Annotated in this window: 16 protein-coding genes; 9 read left to right on the forward strand and 7 right to left on the reverse strand. The window is 61.7% G+C overall.

Translation table 11 applies throughout. The features are described 5' to 3' along the window. Complete coding sequence (gene emhA, locus D8U70_RS19050; protein ID WP_016771331.1) at window positions 1-1,158, reverse strand: efflux RND transporter periplasmic adaptor subunit EmhA; 1,158 nt, start codon at window positions 1,156-1,158, stop codon at window positions 1-3. Window positions 1,159-1,424: 266 nt separating this feature from the next. Between emhA and emhR the strand changes: the two genes are divergently transcribed. Continuing rightward, window positions 1,425-2,057 (forward strand): efflux system transcriptional repressor EmhR, encoded by a 633-nt coding sequence (gene emhR / locus D8U70_RS19055; RefSeq protein ID WP_016771330.1) that lies wholly within the window; start codon window positions 1,425-1,427, stop codon window positions 2,055-2,057. 383 nt (window positions 2,058-2,440) lie between these two features. Here emhR and D8U70_RS19060 read toward each other — a convergent pair whose 3' ends face one another. The 3 genes from D8U70_RS19060 to D8U70_RS19070 are packed head-to-tail and all read right to left on the reverse strand — an operon-like array spanning window position 2,441 to window position 5,025. Continuing rightward, on the reverse strand, window positions 2,441-3,490 hold the full coding sequence (locus tag D8U70_RS19060; RefSeq protein ID WP_016771329.1) for an alkene reductase: 1,050 nt from the start codon (window positions 3,488-3,490) through the stop codon (window positions 2,441-2,443). 31 nt (window positions 3,491-3,521) lie between these two features. Next, window positions 3,522-4,688, reverse strand: a complete 1,167-nt coding sequence (locus tag D8U70_RS19065) for an MFS transporter (protein ID WP_016771328.1) — start codon at window positions 4,686-4,688, stop codon at window positions 3,522-3,524. A 34-nt stretch (window positions 4,689-4,722) separates the two neighbouring features. Continuing rightward, complete coding sequence (locus D8U70_RS19070) at window positions 4,723-5,025, reverse strand: metalloregulator ArsR/SmtB family transcription factor (RefSeq protein ID WP_016771327.1); 303 nt, start codon at window positions 5,023-5,025, stop codon at window positions 4,723-4,725. 168 nt (window positions 5,026-5,193) lie between these two features. On the opposite strand from D8U70_RS19070, the gene D8U70_RS19075 reads away from it, so the two are divergent. Further along, window positions 5,194-5,778: an ACP phosphodiesterase gene (locus D8U70_RS19075; RefSeq protein WP_130929509.1), complete on the forward strand. Its 585-nt coding sequence runs from the start codon at window positions 5,194-5,196 to the stop codon at window positions 5,776-5,778. A gap of 105 nt (window positions 5,779-5,883) precedes the next feature. On the opposite strand, the gene D8U70_RS19085 is transcribed toward D8U70_RS19075, so the two are convergent. Both D8U70_RS19085 and olsB read right to left on the reverse strand, forming a co-directional pair. Continuing rightward, window positions 5,884-6,678, reverse strand: a complete 795-nt coding sequence (locus D8U70_RS19085; RefSeq protein ID WP_016771325.1) for a lysophospholipid acyltransferase family protein — start codon at window positions 6,676-6,678, stop codon at window positions 5,884-5,886. After that, a complete protein-coding gene (gene olsB, locus D8U70_RS19090) occupies window positions 6,678-7,433 on the reverse strand; it encodes an L-ornithine N(alpha)-acyltransferase (RefSeq protein WP_016771324.1) in 756 nt (251 codons plus the stop codon). Before olsB ends, D8U70_RS19085 begins: the two co-directional genes overlap by 1 nt. A 153-nt stretch (window positions 7,434-7,586) precedes the next feature. Here olsB and D8U70_RS19095 point away from each other — a divergent pair, with 153 nt between their 5' ends. From D8U70_RS19095 to D8U70_RS19115, 5 genes are all read left to right on the forward strand, one after another. Further along, a complete protein-coding gene (locus D8U70_RS19095) occupies window positions 7,587-8,465 on the forward strand; it encodes an acyl-CoA dehydrogenase family protein (RefSeq protein ID WP_130929510.1) in 879 nt (292 codons plus the stop codon). A 181-nt stretch (window positions 8,466-8,646) separates the two neighbouring features. Continuing rightward, window positions 8,647-9,726, forward strand: coding sequence for a serine hydrolase (locus tag D8U70_RS19100; RefSeq protein WP_130929511.1), 1,080 nt, complete (start codon window positions 8,647-8,649; stop codon window positions 9,724-9,726). Further along, complete coding sequence (locus D8U70_RS19105) at window positions 9,723-10,019, forward strand: amidase (RefSeq protein ID WP_130929512.1); 297 nt, start codon at window positions 9,723-9,725, stop codon at window positions 10,017-10,019. Before D8U70_RS19100 ends, D8U70_RS19105 begins: the two co-directional genes overlap by 4 nt. Before the next feature lie 170 nt (window positions 10,020-10,189). Continuing rightward, on the forward strand, window positions 10,190-10,780 hold the full coding sequence (locus D8U70_RS19110; RefSeq protein ID WP_039762684.1) for a YceI family protein: 591 nt from the start codon (window positions 10,190-10,192) through the stop codon (window positions 10,778-10,780). A gap of 1 nt (window position 10,781) precedes the next feature. Further along, on the forward strand, window positions 10,782-11,939 hold the full coding sequence (locus D8U70_RS19115) for a phosphatidylserine/phosphatidylglycerophosphate/cardiolipin synthase family protein (protein ID WP_122505781.1): 1,158 nt from the start codon (window positions 10,782-10,784) through the stop codon (window positions 11,937-11,939). A 196-nt stretch (window positions 11,940-12,135) separates the two neighbouring features. Here the strand turns inward: D8U70_RS19115 and bglX are convergent, their stop codons facing one another. Next, entirely contained in the window at window positions 12,136-14,427 is a 2,292-nt protein-coding gene (gene bglX, locus D8U70_RS19120) for a beta-glucosidase BglX (RefSeq protein ID WP_130929513.1), read from the reverse strand. Window positions 14,428-14,685: 258 nt separating this feature from the next. Between bglX and D8U70_RS19125 the strand changes: the two genes are divergently transcribed. Together D8U70_RS19125 and D8U70_RS19130 are read left to right on the forward strand one after the other, a co-directional pair. Then, window positions 14,686-15,294, forward strand: a complete 609-nt coding sequence (locus tag D8U70_RS19125) for a LemA family protein (protein WP_024011957.1) — start codon at window positions 14,686-14,688, stop codon at window positions 15,292-15,294. Window positions 15,295-15,307: 13 nt separating this feature from the next. Beyond that, a partial coding sequence (locus D8U70_RS19130) for a TPM domain-containing protein (protein WP_130929514.1) occupies window positions 15,308-15,953 on the forward strand: 646 nt, incomplete at its 3' end.

Consider the following 15,953-nt stretch of genomic DNA (forward strand, 5'->3'; position numbering starts at 1 on the left):
TTACTCCCCTTTGCCGCCGGCGGCTTTGTCAGCTGCCTGTGCGGGGGCCGGGTTCTTGGTGCCGACGTTAGTCGCTTCGGTCGCTTTGACCTCGACGCCCGGTTTGACGTACTGCAGCCCTTCGGTGATCAGACGATCGCCGGCTTTCAGGCCGTCTTCGATCAGCCACTGGCTGCCGACGGTGCGGCTGGCCTTGAGCTGACGCAGTTCGACCTTGTTGTCGGCGCCGACGACCAGTGCGGTCGGGGTGCCTTTGAGGTCGCGGGTCACGCCTTGCTGTGGCGCGAGGATCGCTGCGCTGTTGACGCCGGCCTGCAACTGGGCGTGGACGAACATGCCTGGCAGCAGGGTGTGATCGGGGTTCGGGAACACTGCGCGCAGGGTCACCGAGCCGGTGGTCTGGTCAACCGAGACTTCGGAGAATTCCAGCTTGCCGTCGAGCTTGTACTGGCTGCCGTCTTCCAGGGTCAGCTTGACCGCAGCGGCGTTGTCGCCAGCCTTCTGCAAACGGCCGCTTTCCAGCTCGCGGCGCAGTTCCAGCAGTTCCACCGACGATTGGGTCACGTCGACGTAGATCGGGTCGAGCTGCTGAATCACTGCCATTGCATCGGCCTGGCCATTGCTGACCAGTGCGCCTTCGGTCACCGAAGAGCGGCCGATCCGGCCGGAAATCGGCGCGTAGACCTTGGTGTAGCGCACGTTGATCTGCGCGCTCTGCAACGATGCTTCCGATTGCAGGCGGTTGGCCAGTGCGGTGTCGTATTCCTGACGGCTCACGGCTTGTTCGTCGACCAGTTGCTTGTAGCGGTCGGAAATCGACTTGGTCGAACGCAGCTCGGCTTCGGCGCTTTTCAGCGTCGCTTCATAGACCGACGGATCGATCTGATACAGCTGCTGGCCGGCTTTGACGTCGGCACCTTCCTTGAACAGGCGCTTGAGAATGATGCCGTTGACCTGCGGGCGAACTTCCGCGATGCGGAACGCACTGGTGCGGCCCGGAAGTTCCGAGGTCAGGGTAAAGGCTTGTGGTTGCAGGGTGACGACGCCGACCTGAGGAGGCGGAGCGGCTGGGGCCGCTTCTTCCTTTTTACATCCGCTGAGCAGCGATGCCAGGGCGACGGCAGTGACCAGAGCGGTAACAGCTGGCTTGAATTGCATGAAGATCCTCGGGTCAGGCGCGCAAGAAGCGCACAAGAAGTGTGAAAGAGTAAAAATCGGGCACCGGGTGGATAAGTAGCTTGCTAAGTAATATACTTACGTTCATGGTTGTTTGTAAACACCTGCGCCGCGTACCCACCCTGATACAAAAGTCGTCGCAAGGTTTGAAATTGTAGGCCGGGGAGTCGATTCACGAGAGATCGCCCCCTCTTTATTCAGCGGATATTCAGCCATCCCTGAAACATCCTGTTTGAGGTTTTACTGCCATGGTCCGTCGTACCAAAGAGGAAGCTCAGGAAACCCGCAGCCAGATTCTGGAAGCGGCCGAGAAAGCCTTCTATGAAAGGGGGGTTGCCCGCACCACCCTGGCGGACATCGCGACCCTCGCCGGCGTGACGCGTGGCGCCATCTACTGGCATTTCAGCAACAAAGCCGATCTGGTCCAGGCCATGCTCGACAGCCTGCACGAACCGCTGGATGAACTGGCCAAGGCCAGCGAAAGCGAGGACGAACCGGACCCGCTGGGCTGCATGCGGCAGTTGCTGATTCATTTGTTTCATCAAGTTGCACTGGACCCGAAAACCCGGCGCATCAACGAAATTCTGTTTCATAAGTGCGAGTTCACCGATGAAATGTGCGATCTGCGCCAGCAGCGCCGGACGGCCAGTCTCGATTGCAATCTGCGCATCGGCCTGACCTTGCGTAATGCGGTGAATCGCGGCCAGTTGCCGGAAGATCTCGACACCGCCCGCGCGGCGATCAGCATTCATGCCTACATCGACGGCCTGCTGTACGGCTGGCTGCTGGCCCCGGACAGCTTCGAACTGCATGCCGAGGCTGAACGCTGGGTCGACACCGGGCTGGACATGCTGCGCCTGAGCCCAAGCCTGCGCAAATGAAACAAAATGCGCAATTGCCCGGCAGGATGTCAATCAGCCGCCATGGCTGATGATCGCGGCGGGGAGTTTAAACGTAGCGAGTCGTGGATTTTGTAGGGAAATTGTGTCGCTCTTGTGAAACCGTGTTTCGCCGCTTTCCCCTCACCCTAGCCCTCTCCCACAGGGAGAGGGGACCGACCGGGTTGTTTGGCCAAGCTGGGCCGACCTGAAATATCCCGCCGAACTCAAAGTTTGAAAAACACACCAATCGGCTCCCTCTCCCTCGGGAGAGGGCTGGGGTGAGGGGCTACGTCGGGTGCCACGCAACAAGTCTGAAGCCGAACAACGAAAAGCCCCGGACTCTCACAAGTCCGGGGCTTTCTCATTTCTGCGCTACAGCGTGATTACAAGGTCGGATAGTCGATATAACCGACCGGACCCTTGCCGTAGAAAGTCTCCGGATGCGGCTCGTTCAACGGCGCATCGGCCTGCAAACGGGCCGGCAGGTCCGGGTTGGCAATGAACGGCACGCCGAACGCTACGGCGTCTGCCTTGCCGCTGGCCAGCCACTCGTTGGCGCTTTCCTTGGTGAACTTCTCGTTGGCGATGTACGGGCCACCGAACGCTTCTTTCAGTTGCGGGCCGAGGCTGTCGGCGCCTTCTTTTTCGCGCGAGCAGATGAACGCGATGCCACGCTTGCCCAGTTCACGGGCGACGTAGGTGAAGGTCTCGGCAAGGTTGTCATCGCCCATGTCATGGGAATCGGCACGCGGTGCCAGGTGCACACCAACGCGACCAGCGCCCCAGACTTCGATCGCGGCGTCGGTCACTTCCAGCAGCAGGCGCGCACGGTTTTCCAGCGAGCCGCCGTACTGGTCGGTGCGCTGGTTGGTGCTGCTTTGCAGGAACTGGTCGAGCAGGTAGCCGTTGGCGCCGTGGATTTCCACGCCGTCGAAACCGGCGGCCTTGGCGTTCTCGGCACCAGTGCGGTAGGCGTCGACGATGTCGGCGATTTCAGCGGTTTCCAGAGCGCGCGGGGTTGGGTAGTCGGCCAGTGGGCGGACCAGGCTGACGTGGCCCTTTGGCTGGATGGCGCTTGGCGCGACCGGTGCTTCACCGTTCAGGTACGAAGGGTGAGAAATGCGGCCAACGTGCCACAGTTGCAGGAAGATCTTGCCGCCGGCGCCGTGAATCGCCTTGGTCACGTTGGCCCAGCCACGCACTTGATCGTTGGACCAGATGCCCGGGGTGTCCGGGTAGCCGACGCCCATTGGCGTTACCGACGTGGCTTCGCTGAGGATCAGGCCGGCCGAGGCGCGTTGTACGTAGTATTCGGCCATCAGCGCGTTCGGCACACGACCTTCGTCGGCGCGGCAGCGGGTCAGCGGGGCCATGATGATGCGGTTGTTCAGCTCGATGTCGCCGAGTTTGATCGGGTCGAAAATAGTCGCCATGTCTAAAAGCCTCTTTTAATAAGGAAGTTGATCAGTTGGAAGCAGGCGCCAGCTCGGCATTGCCGTTCTGACGGAAAGTAATCAGGGTCACCAGCAGGGCGAGCACTGCCAGTGCGGCGGCAGCCAGTGGCACGCTGGTCAGGCCGTAGCCGTGGGCGATGACGCTGCCGCCGACCCAGGCGCCAAGCGCGTTGCCGACGTTGAAGGCGCCGATGTTCAGGGTCGAAACCAGGTTCGGCGCAGCCTTGCCGAAGGTCACCACGTTGACTTGCAGCGCCGGCACAGCGGCGAAACACGCGGTGGCCCAGAGGAACAGGGTGATTTCAGTCGGGATCAGCGCGACGCTGGTCCAGCTCAGCACCGTGGAAACCACGGCCATGGCGATGAACACGCCGATCAGCGTGGCGGCCATGCCTTTATCGGCGAGTTTGCCGCCGATGATGTTGCCGACCGTCAGACCGAGGCCGATGAGCATCAGCGTCCAGGTCACGCCACGCGGCGACACACCGGTGACTTCCCCAAGCAGTGGGGCAACGTAGGTGAACAGGGTGAAGACCGAGGCGGCGAACAGCGCGGTCATGCTCAGCGACAGCCAGATACCGGCACCCTTGAGGGCAGCGAGTTCGGCGCGCATGTCGAGTTTCTCTTCGTCACGCTTGGCCGGCAGAAAGCGGATCAGGCCGATCAGCGCGATCACACCGATGACGGTCACCGCCCAGAAGGTCGAACGCCAGCCGGCTTCCTGACCCAATGCGGTACCCAGCGGTACGCCGAGCACGTTGGCCAGGGTCAGACCGGTGAACATCAGGGCGACCGCGGAGGCACGTTTGTTGGGCGCGACCAGATTGGCCGCCACCACCGAGCCGATGCCGAAGAATGCACCGTGGCACAAAGCGGTGACGACCCGGGCAAACATCAGCACGTTGTAGTCGCTGGCGATGGCGCAGAGCAGGTTGCCGACAATAAAGATGCCCATCAACGCCACCAGCGCGGCCTTGCGCGGCAGCTTCGCGGTGGCCAGCGCCATGAACGGCGCACCGATGGCCACGCCCAGGGCGTAACCGGTGACCAGCCAGCCGGCGCCGGGAATCGACACGCCGAGGTCCGCCGCCACGTCGGGCAGCAGGCCCATGATGACGAACTCGGTGGTGCCGATGGCGAAGGCGCTCAGGGCGAGGATCAGAAGCGAAAGGGGCATGCAGGTTTCCTTGTCGGCTGGCTGACGTTAAGGGTCAGAGCTCTTTACTGAGGGTGCTGAGAAACGCCTGGATGACGTCCTCGTTACGTTTGAAAAAATGCCACTGCCCGGCCTTCTGGCTGCTGATCAGCCCGGCCCGTTGCAACGTCGCCAGATGCGCGGAAACGGTCGATTGCGACAGGCCGCAACGCTGATCTATCTGCCCGGCGCAAATACCGTATTCATGGTTGTGCAACTGCTCGGGGAATTCGCCTTTCGGGTCTTTCAGCCAGTTGAGGATGTCTCGCCGTACTGGGTGCGCCAGGGCTTTTATTATTTCGTCGAGGTCGAGGTTCATGGCTTGGGCTCGTGGTGGCAGTAGCGATATATCGCGATGGAGCGAACTTTAAATCGTTGGATCGCGATATACCAATATGAATTCGGTCTGACGAACGCATAAATCGCTATATCGGGTTATAACGATACGAGGGTGCTGAATGTCCGAACCCAGTGCTAAGCTGCGCCCATGAACTATCTCGCGCATTTGCATCTCGGCGGCCAGCGCCCCGGTCAATTACTCGGCAGCCTGTATGGCGACTTCGTCAAAGGTCGTCTGCAAGGCCAGTTCGACCCGGAAGTGGAGGCGGCGATTGCGCTGCATCGGCGCATCGACGTCTTCACCGATCGCCATCCACTGGTCGATATTGCTTTGGGGCGCTTTACCGAGACGCGGCGGCGCTATGCGGGGATCGTCCTTGATGTGTTTTTCGATCATTGCCTGGCGCGGGACTGGACGCTGTATGCCGACCGACCGCTGGAGCAGTTCACCGCAGACGTCTATCAGGTGCTGTCCCGCGAACGGCAACTGCCGGAGCGGCTGGCAAAGATCGCCCCGCACATGGTCGCCAACGACTGGCTGGGCTCGTATCGCGAGTTTGAGGTGCTGGAACAGGTGCTGCGCGGGATCTCGCGACGGCTGACCAGGCCGGAGGAATTGGCCGGGGCCATGGTGGAGTTGCGGCGATTGTATGAGCCGCTGAGTGAAGACTTCAGCCTGTTTTATCCGCAACTGCAGGATTTCGCACAAAACTCTGATCCACTGAAGATCTGAATGTGGGAGCGAGCCTGCTCGCGAATGCGGTGTCTCAGCCAATATAGATGCTGAATGGCACGACGCCTTCGCGAGCAGGCTCGCTCCCACAGGGGATTTGTATTTTCAGGCGGCTATCAAATCGCCTGCGCGACGCGGTTCGGCAGGTTTCGCCACCTCACCAAACAGCACCTTCTGCACCGCCTGCTGCGCTTCGAACGCCAGCGCCGCACGCTCGCGGCCCTGACACTCTATTGGCTTGAGCAGATGCACCTCGACATCGCCGCAGTCATGGCTGAACAGGCGCATCAGGTGCGAGAGCAGGTCATCGTCACCAATGAACGGTGCGAGCGTGTCGATTTCGCCGTCACGCAGATAACGGATCGCCACCGGTTGCAGCATCACCTCGGAATCGATCGCCGCCGACAGCAGGCGACCATGAAAGGTGCGCAGCGAACGGCCATCGGTGGTGGTGCCTTCGGGGAACATCAGCAGCGCATGTTCGGTTTGCAGATGGCGGGTCATTTGCTTGCGGATCAACTGGCTGTCGCCCGATCCACGGCGGATGAACAGGCTGCCGGCCTTGGCTGCGAGCCAGCCGGCCACCGGCCAGGTGCGCACTTCGGCTTTGGACAGAAACGACAGCGGCGTGAGCATGCCCAGCAGCGGAATGTCGGTCCACGACACGTGATTGCTGACCCACAGCATCGGCTGTTTTGGCAGCTCGCCATGGACGCTCACGCGAAACGGCAGGGCATTGCTCAGCCGCGCCATGAAGAAGCGCGACCAGCGCTGGCGCCGCTCCATCGAGTGGGCCAGACCAATGCGTTCGAACACGCCGAAGACGCTGGCCATGGTCAGGCCCAGCGTCACCACCAGCAGCACTCGCGCGATTCGCGCGTACACCCGCAACCGGCTCATTACACGGCCGCCTTGAAGTGCTTGGCGTAGCGCGGGCAAAGTTCGTCGCGCTTGAGCAGGATGAACACGTCGGCGACCTGGAAGTCTTCGTCCCAGCACGGCTCGCCGCAGATCTTCGCCCCGAGGCGCATGTAGGCCTTGAGCAGCGGTGGCATTTCGGCGATGACGTTGGACGGGATATCCAGCGTCGGCAGCGGATTTTTCGGCTCGGCGCGCAGGTGTTCGGTGCACAGATAACGTTCGCGCAGACGCTGCATGATCGCGTGGGCCTGAATGCCGCCGTCCTGCATCGGGATGCTCGCGCAACCCATCAGGTAGCTGTAGCCGCCCTGATTGAGCACTTCGGCCAATTCGCCCCAGAGCACGGCGATGGTGCCGCCGTTGCGGTACGCCGGATCGACGCAGGTGCGGCCGATTTCCAGGATCGGGCCTTGCAGATGGGCGAGGCCGTGCAGGCTGAATTCTTCTTCGCTGTAGAACTTGCCGAGGCTGCTGGCGGCAGTGTGATCGAGCAGACGCGTGGTGGCGACCAGGCGCCCGGTATTCAGATCACGCACGCCGATGTGGCTGCAGTGAACATCATAATCATCCATGTCCAGACCCAGTTCGGCACCTTTCAGTTTGGCGTTGAACTCGCCACTGAAGACTGCGAAGCGCAGGGCCTGGGCTTGCTGCAAGGCTTCGGCGCCGATCAGGCGTTCGGCTTGCAGGCGGCGTTCATTGCCGGTGTCGCTGATGCGGGCGATTTGCGTCATGTGAATCTCCGTACGGGCCTTTAACCCGTCGTGGGTTGCAGCCGATCGACTTTCTTTATGCAGCCGTGTTGTGCAAAGTCAGGCTATGTAGCCCCGGTGTCATCGCCATGAACGTTCGGTGATGCTTATATGACAGCCCACAAGGAGGCGCCCATGCCCTGGACAGATCTGTTGTACCGCCGTGAACGCTTGCCCGCCGTTGCTGATCTGGCCGAGGGCTTTGCAACGTTGTTGCAGGCGCTGGGCAACGTCACGCCGTTCGAATTGGCGGTGGCCGGCGGGCGGCGGATGGCCACGCCGGGGCTGGCGTTTCTGGTGGGTTATCAGGCGGCGCTGCGCATGTTGTGGCCGAGCGCGCCGCTGAGCCTCGGCGCCTTGTGCGCGACCGAACAACGCAGCCTGCGTCCGGCCGATATGCAAACGCGGCTGAAAGATTTGCGCCTGAGCGGACGCAAGGATTTCGTCACCGCAGGCGACGCCGCCGACTGGCTGTTGGTGGCGGCACGCAGTGAAGAGCCTGGCGAAACACCGCGCCTGAGTCTGGCGGTGGTCTATCCCGGCGAGCCCGGCGTGAAGGTGGAAAAACTGCCGGCGTTGCCGTTGATGCCGGACATCAGCCACGGTCGCCTGCATCTGGACGGCGCCCTGTGCGAACTGCTCGCCGGCGATGGCTGGGACGCCTACGTCAAACCGTTTCGCAGTCTTGAAGATGTCTACGTGCTCAGCGCCATGACCGCGTGGCTGTACGGCGTCGGCCAGGACAGCGACTGGCCGCAGGCCCTGCAACTGCGTTTGCTGGCGCTGCTGGCCGGGTGCGCCGAGGCCAGCCGGCAAGCGCAGAACAATCCGGCGGGGCATGTAGTGCTGGGCGGATTGTTTGCGCAGTTTGAATCACTCAAGACCGAGGTAGATCAGGCGTTGGTGCAGGGTGATCCTGCGTGGGCGGCGATGTGGCAGCGTGATCAAGGCGTGATGCAATTGGCTGCAGGGGCCCGGGCCAAGCGCTTGGCCAAGGCTCTTGCGTTGGCCTGACTGGCCTCATCGCGGGCAAGCCCGCTCCCACAGGTTTCAAAGGTGTTCATGAAATGTGTGTTCACTTGGGACCCCTGTGGGAGCTGGCTTGCCAGCGATGGCAATTTCATGGACGACCAACATCTAAAATTTGTCATAAACCCCGACTAGTCTCGACAGGTTCATTCCCAGAGCGCCCACCATGTTCAAAGGCCTGTCGCTGTTCCTGCTGCTGATCAGCCTCACCGTCCGCGCCGAACAATGGCCCGGCGAGCAATGGCCCATCGCCCCGCAGATCACCGGCCCGGCTGTCGAAGCACTGGAAAGCTACGCCTTCGCGCCCCGCAACGACGCCACCCGCGAAGGCATCCGCACCGACGCCTTGCTGATCATCCACGACGGCCAGATCATCTACGAACGCTACGCCGCTCCGACCACTGCACAGACCCCACATCTGACCTGGTCAATCAGCAAAAGTCTGCTGGCAACCGTTCTCGGTGTGGCCTACGGCGAAGGCCGGTTCAAACTCGATGATCCAGCGCTGAAGTTCTACCCGGCGCTGGACAAACACCCGGCGATCACCCTCGGCCATCTGCTGAACTGGGCCTCCGGTCTGGATTGGCAGGAGGACTACGAATACGCCCCGCTGAAGTCCTCGGTGGTGGCAATGCTCTACACGCGAGGCCATCGCGACATGGCCGCGTTCACCGCCGCACACGACAGTTACGCCGCAGCGGGTCAGGCTTTCCGTTACTCCAGCGGTGACAGCAATCTGCTCGCCGCCGCCCTGAAAACCATGGTCGGCCCAGAGCGTTACGCCGATTACCCGTGGACAGCGTTGTTCGAGCCGTTGGGCATTCGCCACGCCGTGTGGGAAAGCGATGCCAGCGGTACCTTTGTCGCCTCGTCCTATGCCTATCTCACCGCGCGTGATCTGGCGCGGGTCGGTCTGTTGATGGCGCGCGGCGGGCGCTGGAATGATCGGCAGTTGCTGCCCGAGGATTGGGTGGCATTCAATCTCAAGCCCTTTGCCGTTTATAAGGCGCAGCAGGACGAAGCCGTGCCCGGCGGACATTGGTGGCTCAATCGCCCTGTCGATGGCGCACCATCACCATGGCCCGACGCGCCACCCGACACCTTCGCCGCCCTCGGCCACTGGGGCCAGGCGCTGTACGTGATGCCCAGCGAGAAACTGGTGATCGTGCGTTACGGCGATGATCGTGATGGCAGCTATAAGCACAACGAATTGCTCAAACGCGTGTTGCAGGCGGTGCGGCCATGAGGCGGTTTCTATTGTTGCTGTTGGTCGTGCTGCTCGGTTGGGGTTGGTATGAACGGGAAAACCTCTGGGCTTTCCCGGACATCATCAGCGCCTACACCGCCAAGGAATATTGCTCGTGTCGTTATGTGATGAACAACGATGCTGGGTATTGCCGTGGCTATGTGAAGCAATGGCTGCCAACCAGCGGTTTTACCGATGACGCTTCGAGCAAAACCATCACCGTCAGCGGCTTGGGCCGCAGCCACAGCGCGCAGTGGCTGAGCGAACGCCAGGGCTGTCGCCTGAATCCCTGAATTATCTGGTCTCCCCTGTGGGAGCGAGCCTGCTCGCGAAATCGTCGCAAGCCGCAATACATGCTGTGCGGGGAGCATTGCATTCGCGAGCAGGCTCGCTCCCACAGGGCTTGCAATAACTTGGCGGGCGGTTAAGGTTCGTGCAGGTTTATCGCCCCCACGAGTGTTCAATGTTCAACCGCTCCCTCTATACAACCTTCGCCAGTCTGCTGTTGACCGCCGCTGCGCTGCCGGCCCAGGCCAATTGGTACCTGGACGGCGAGTCGTCGCGGCTGTCGTTCGTCAGCACCAAAAATGCCAGCGTGTCGGAAGTGCAGCGTTTTCTGGTGCTGCACGGCAAGGTCGACCCCAACGGTCGTGCCGAGGTCGAAGTCGAGCTCGAATCGATCAACAGCGGCATCCCGCTGCGCGATGAGCGCATGCGCAAGGAGCTGTTCCAGATCGAGCAATTTCCGGCAGCGACCATCACCACCCAGATCGATCTGCGCCCGATTAACGATCTGGCCCCCGGCGCGCAGTTGGAATTGCGCCTGCCGCTGACCGTCAGCCTGCACGGCAAGCAGCACGAATACCCGGCCGAGTTGCTCGCCACGCGTCTGGATGATCGGCGTTTTCAGGTGGTGACACTGGAGCCGCTGGTGATCAACGCCGAGGATTTCGATCTGGCGCCGGGCCTGGAAAACCTGCGCAAACTCGCCGATCTGTCGGCGATCAGTCTGTCGGTGCCGGTGGGTGCGGTGCTGATTTTCACGGCGCGCTGACATGCGCGGTGCGGTGTTCCCCTGGCGTGACGGCAACCGTTTCGAACTGTTGATCGACGGCCCGCAGTTCTTTCCCCGGATGCTCGAGCACATTGCCGGGGCAAAAGAGCAAATCGAACTGGAGCTGTACCTGGTCGAGGCCGGCGCCTGCGCCGAAGCCATCGTCCAGGCGCTGGTCGCGGCGGCCGAGCGCGGCGTGCGCGTGCGTTGCCTGTTCGATGATTACGGCAGCCTCGCGTTCACGCTGCACCTGCGCCAGCGCCTGACTCAGGCCGGGGTCGAGCTGCGTTTCTACAATCGCCTGAGCTGGCGGCGCTGGGTCGGCAACTTCTATCGTGACCACCGCAAATTGCTGCTGGTCGACCAATGCCTGGCCGTGGTCGGCGGCACCGGCGTGACCGATGAATTCTGGACGCCGGGCCATGATGTCAGCGAGTGGCACGAAGTGATGGTCGAGATCAGCGGCCCGTTGGTGATCGATTGGCAATTGCTGTTTGATCGGCAGTGGATCGCCAACCGCTACCGCCGCGCCTGGCGCCCGGCCGCGCATTTTGGTCTGCCGCGTTTGCCGCGCGTACCGGACAAGGGCGAAGGCATGGGCCGTGTGGCGTATGCCGACGCCCGCCAACATCGCGACATTTTGCAGTCGTTGTTCCGTGCGTTGAACAGCGGGCAAAAACGCATCTGGATGGCCACGCCGTACTTCCTGCCGACCTGGAAAATCCGCCGCTCCCTGCGCAAGGCTGCCGCGCGCGGCGTCGATGTGCGCTTGCTGCTGACCGGGCCGCGCACCGATCACCCGTCAGTGCGCTACGCCGGGCACCGCTACTACCCGCGCCTGCTCAAGGCCGGGGTGCAGATCTTCGAATACCAGCCGTGCTTCCTGCACCTGAAAATGGTTCTGGTGGACGAATGGGTAAGCATCGGTTCGTGCAACTTCGATCACTGGAATCTGCGTTTCAATCTGGAGGCGAACCTGGAGGCGCTGGACCCGGCGTTGACGGCAGCGGTGGAGGCGAGCTTTGTGAAGGACTTCGGCTTGAGTCAGCTGGTGAGTCTGGAGGAATGGCAGCGCCGACCGTTGTGGCGGCGGGTCAAGCAGCGGGTGTGGGGCTGGGTGGATCGGTTGGTGGTGAATATTCTCGACCGTCGCGGATAACCACGATTTTGAATACACCTTGAATCCAATGTGGAAGCGAGCCTGCTCTCAAAAGCGGTGTGTCAATTGATCGTTCCCACGCTCCGCGTGGGAATGCCTCCAGGGACGCTCCGCGTCCAGTGACGCGGAGCGTCACGGGCTGCATTCCCACGCAGAGCGTGGGAACGATCAGTGCAGGGGGGCGGTGTGCTTGCTGTTACAGCAATTCAAAACTCTGCTGCGTCACCGCCTGCGAATCCAGGCCGATCTGCACGTTGAACTTGCCAGGCTCGGCCGCGTATTTGAGCTGGGCGTTGTAGAACTTCAGGTCTTCCTCGGTGATGGTGAAGTGCACGACTTTCTGTTCGCCGGCCTTGAGCATGATCTTCTGGAAGTTCTTCAGTTCTTTCACCGGGCGGATCATCGAACCGGTGACGTCCTGGAGGTACAACTGCACCACGGTTTCGCCGTCACGCTTGCCGGTGTTCTTGACCATGACGCTGGCGTCGAGCTTGCCGCTGGCGTTGAGGGTGGTCGATGACAGCGCCATATCGCTCAGGGCGAAGGTGGTGTAGCTCAGGCCATAACCGAACGGAAACAGCGGGCCGGTGGTGTCATCGAAATACTGCGAGGTGTAGTTGCCTGGTTTGCCCGGCGTGAACGGCCGGCCGATGCTCAGGTGGTTGTAGTAGGTCGGGATCTGGCCCACGGAACGCGGGAAGGTCACCGGCAGTTTGCCCGACGGGTTGTAGTCGCCGAACAGCACGTCGGCGATGGCGTTGCCGCCTTCGGTGCCGCTGAACCAGGTTTCCAGGATCGCATCGGCCGACTGGTTCTCTTCGAGAATCGTCAGCGGACGGCCGTTCATCAACACCAGCACCAGCGGTTTGCCAGTGGCTTTCAGCGCACGGATCAATTCGCGCTGGGTTTCCGGGATGTTCAGGTCAGTGCGACTCGAGGATTCGTGGGACATGCCACGGGACTCGCCGACAGCGGCGACGATCACGTCAGCATCCTTCGCCGCTTTCACCGCTTCGTCGATCAGCACGCTGGCCGGGCGCGGGTCATCGACCACTTCCGGAGCATCGAAGTTGAGGAAGTTCAGGTAGTCGAGGACCTTCTTGTCGCCCGTGATGTTGGCGCCACGGGCGTAGATCAGGTTGGCCTTGTTGCCGATCACCGAACTCATGCCATCGAACAAAGTGACCGATTGTGCCGGGCGCCCGGCGGCGGCCCAGCTGCCCATCATGTCGATCGGCGCTTTCGCCAATGGACCGACCAGCGCGATTTTCGCGTCTTTCTTCAGCGGCAGGGTTTCGTTCTGATTTTTCAGCAGCACCAGACTGCGACGCGCGACTTCGCGGGCCTCGGCGCGGTGCAGGCGACTCTCGGCGTAGGTATCGGCCGGGTCATCCTCGGCCTTGCCGATGCGCAGGTACGGGTCCTTGAACAGGCCCATGTCGTACTTGGCCGCGAGCACTTCGCGCACGGCGTTATCGATGTCTTTCTGTTCGATCTCGCCGGACTTGAGCAGCCCCGGCAGTTCTTTGCCGTAGAGGGTGTCGTTCATGCTCATGTCGATGCCGGCCTTGATTGCCAGCTTCGCCGCTTCGCGACCGTCGCGAGCGACACCGTGCTTGATCAGTTCGAAAATCGCGCCGTGATCGCTGACCGCCAGGCCTTTGAAGCCCCAGTCCTTGCGCAGCAGATCGTTCATCAGCCAAGTGTTGGCCGTGGCCGGAATGCCGTTGATCGAGTTCAACGCCACCATTACACCGCCAGCGCCGGCATCGATCGCGGCGCGGTACGGCGGCAGGTAATCCTGGTACATCTTCACCGGGCTCATGTCGACGGTGTTGTAGTCGCGACCGCCCTCGACCGCGCCGTACAGGGCGAAATGCTTGACGCTGGCCATGATGCTGTCGGCGGCGCTCGGGGTCTCGCCCTGATAGGCCTTGACCATGACTTTGGCGATGCGCGAGGTCAGGTAGGTGTCTTCGCCGAAACCTTCGGAACTGCGGCCCCAGCGTGGATCGCGGGAGATATCCACCATCGGCGCGAAGGTGATGTCGAGGCTGTCGGCAGCGGCTTCTTTCGCCGCAACGCGGCCGGACTGGCCAATGGCGTCCATGTCCCAGCTCGACGCGAGGGCCAGCGGAATCGGGAAAATCGTACGGTGACCGTGGATCACGTCGTACGCGAAAAACATCGGAATCTTCAGGCGACTGCGCATGGCAGCGTCCTGCATCGGACGGTTTTCCGCGCGGGTGATCGAGTTGAACGTGCCGCCGATGTTGCCGCCAGCGATTTCCTTGCGGATCAGCTCGCGGGGCATTTCCGGGCCGATGCTGATCAGGCGCAACTGGCCGATCTTCTCGTCGAGGGTCATTTGTTTCATCAGGTTGCTGATGAAAGCGTCCTTGTTTTCCAAAGGTACCGGGGTCGTGGCGGCCAGTACCTGATGACTGGCCAGGCTGACGAACAGACCCAGCAAACACAGCTTCTTCATGAATTTTTTCTCTAGAGCCCAAACGGTGATGCAACACCGGCCAGCCAAAATGTAGGGAGCGACTATTGTTGTTCGGGTGCCGGCGCAAAATCCTGAGCCGGAAAACCGCAGCCGACAGCGGCAACGTGAACGCGAAGGGCACTTTTTAGCCGATTAACCCGTCGCATGCCAGTGGCGGCGCCGATTATGCCCCAACCGCTGGCCGGGAATGCCCAGCGCTCGGTTTTTAAATCAAATGTGTCATGGAGCATCACTGCAATGAATATCAGCTCAACCTCCCGTTCACGGTTACAGATCGCCACGTTGCTGGTGTTCGCCACGCTGTTGACCGCGTGCGGCATCAACAATATCCCGACGCTCGACGAACAGGCCAAAGCCGCCTGGGGCCAGGTGCAGAACCAGTACCAGCGCCGTGCCGACCTGATCCCCAATCTGGTGGAAACCGTGAAGGGCTATGCCGCCCATGAGCAGGAAACCCTGACCGCCGTGATTGAAGCGCGGGCCAAGGCCACCTCGATTCAGGTCGATGCCAGCACCCTCGACAACCCCGAGAAACTCAAGCAGTTCCAGCAGGCGCAGGATCAATTGACCGGCGCATTGAGCCGCTTGATGGTGGTCTCCGAGCGCTACCCGGATCTGAAGGCCAACCAGAACTTCCTCGCCCTGCAATCGCAACTCGAAGGCACGGAAAACCGCATTGCCGTGGCGCGTCGCGATTTCATCCTGGCGGTGCAGAAATACAACACCGAGATCCGCACCTTCCCCGGTCGCCTGTGGCACAGCGTGATGTACAGCGATCTGCCAATGCGCGAAACCTTCGAAGCCACCACGCCCGGCGCGGAGAAGGCCCCGGAAGTGAAATTCTGATTCGAGGTTGCCCATGCGTGTGTTGAAACTGGGCCTGGTGCTGATGCTCTGGCTGTTCGCCGTCAGCGCCCGGGCCGAATTGACGTTTCCGCCGCTGAGCGGGCGCGTGGTCGATCAGGCGCAAATGCTCGAGCCATCGATTCGCGCGCAACTGAGCCAGCAATTGCAGGCGCACGAGCAGGCCACCGGCGAGCAATTGGTGGTGGTCACGCTGCCGGATCTGCAGGGCACCACCATCGAGGATTTCGGCGTTCAGCTCGGTCGGCACTGGGGCATCGGCCAGAAGGACAAGAACAACGGCGCATTGCTGATCGTCGCCCGTGACGAGCGCAAACTGCGCATCGAAGTCGGCTATGGCCTGGAGGATCGCCTGACCGATGCGCAGTCGTCGGTGATCATTCATCAGGTCATCACGCCGGCGTTCAAGGCCGGCAACTTCAGCAAAGGCATCAGCGATGGCGTTGCGGCGATGTTGGTGGTGCTCGGTGGCAATCCGCTCGATGAGCCGTCCACCGTGTACGAATCCAGCGGCGACCCGGCGGATGATTTCATCTCGCGGCACCCGGCGCTGTTCATGTTTCTGGTGATGTTGTTCATCGTGACGGTGTTTGTCTGCCAGATGCTCGGTATCCTGCCTGCCGGCCGGGGCGGCTCCGGAG

Source organism: Pseudomonas sp. Sample_20 (assembly GCF_004307585.1).
GTDB lineage: Bacteria > Pseudomonadota > Gammaproteobacteria > Pseudomonadales > Pseudomonadaceae > Aquipseudomonas > Aquipseudomonas atacamensis.

Bases quoted from the DNA above. Each gene is read 5' to 3' on its own strand.
- emhA (WP_016771331.1), bottom strand. From the start codon at position 1,158: ATGCAATTCAAGCCAGCTGTTACCGCTCTGGTCACTGCCGTCGCCCTG.
- emhR (WP_016771330.1), top strand. From the start codon at position 1,425: ATGGTCCGTCGTACCAAAGAGGAAGCTCAGGAAACCCGCAGCCAGATT.
- D8U70_RS19060 (WP_016771329.1), bottom strand. From the start codon at position 3,490: ATGGCGACTATTTTCGACCCGATCAAACTCGGCGACATCGAGCTGAAC.
- D8U70_RS19065 (WP_016771328.1), bottom strand. From the start codon at position 4,688: ATGCCCCTTTCGCTTCTGATCCTCGCCCTGAGCGCCTTCGCCATCGGC.
- D8U70_RS19070 (WP_016771327.1), bottom strand. From the start codon at position 5,025: ATGAACCTCGACCTCGACGAAATAATAAAAGCCCTGGCGCACCCAGTA.
- D8U70_RS19075 (WP_130929509.1), top strand. From the start codon at position 5,194: ATGAACTATCTCGCGCATTTGCATCTCGGCGGCCAGCGCCCCGGTCAA.
- D8U70_RS19085 (WP_016771325.1), bottom strand. From the start codon at position 6,678: ATGAGCCGGTTGCGGGTGTACGCGCGAATCGCGCGAGTGCTGCTGGTG.
- olsB (WP_016771324.1), bottom strand. From the start codon at position 7,433: ATGACGCAAATCGCCCGCATCAGCGACACCGGCAATGAACGCCGCCTG.
- D8U70_RS19095 (WP_130929510.1), top strand. From the start codon at position 7,587: ATGCCCTGGACAGATCTGTTGTACCGCCGTGAACGCTTGCCCGCCGTT.
- D8U70_RS19100 (WP_130929511.1), top strand. From the start codon at position 8,647: ATGTTCAAAGGCCTGTCGCTGTTCCTGCTGCTGATCAGCCTCACCGTC.
- D8U70_RS19105 (WP_130929512.1), top strand. From the start codon at position 9,723: ATGAGGCGGTTTCTATTGTTGCTGTTGGTCGTGCTGCTCGGTTGGGGT.
- D8U70_RS19110 (WP_039762684.1), top strand. From the start codon at position 10,190: ATGTTCAACCGCTCCCTCTATACAACCTTCGCCAGTCTGCTGTTGACC.
- D8U70_RS19115 (WP_122505781.1), top strand. From the start codon at position 10,782: ATGCGCGGTGCGGTGTTCCCCTGGCGTGACGGCAACCGTTTCGAACTG.
- bglX (WP_130929513.1), bottom strand. From the start codon at position 14,427: ATGAAGAAGCTGTGTTTGCTGGGTCTGTTCGTCAGCCTGGCCAGTCAT.
- D8U70_RS19125 (WP_024011957.1), top strand. From the start codon at position 14,686: ATGAATATCAGCTCAACCTCCCGTTCACGGTTACAGATCGCCACGTTG.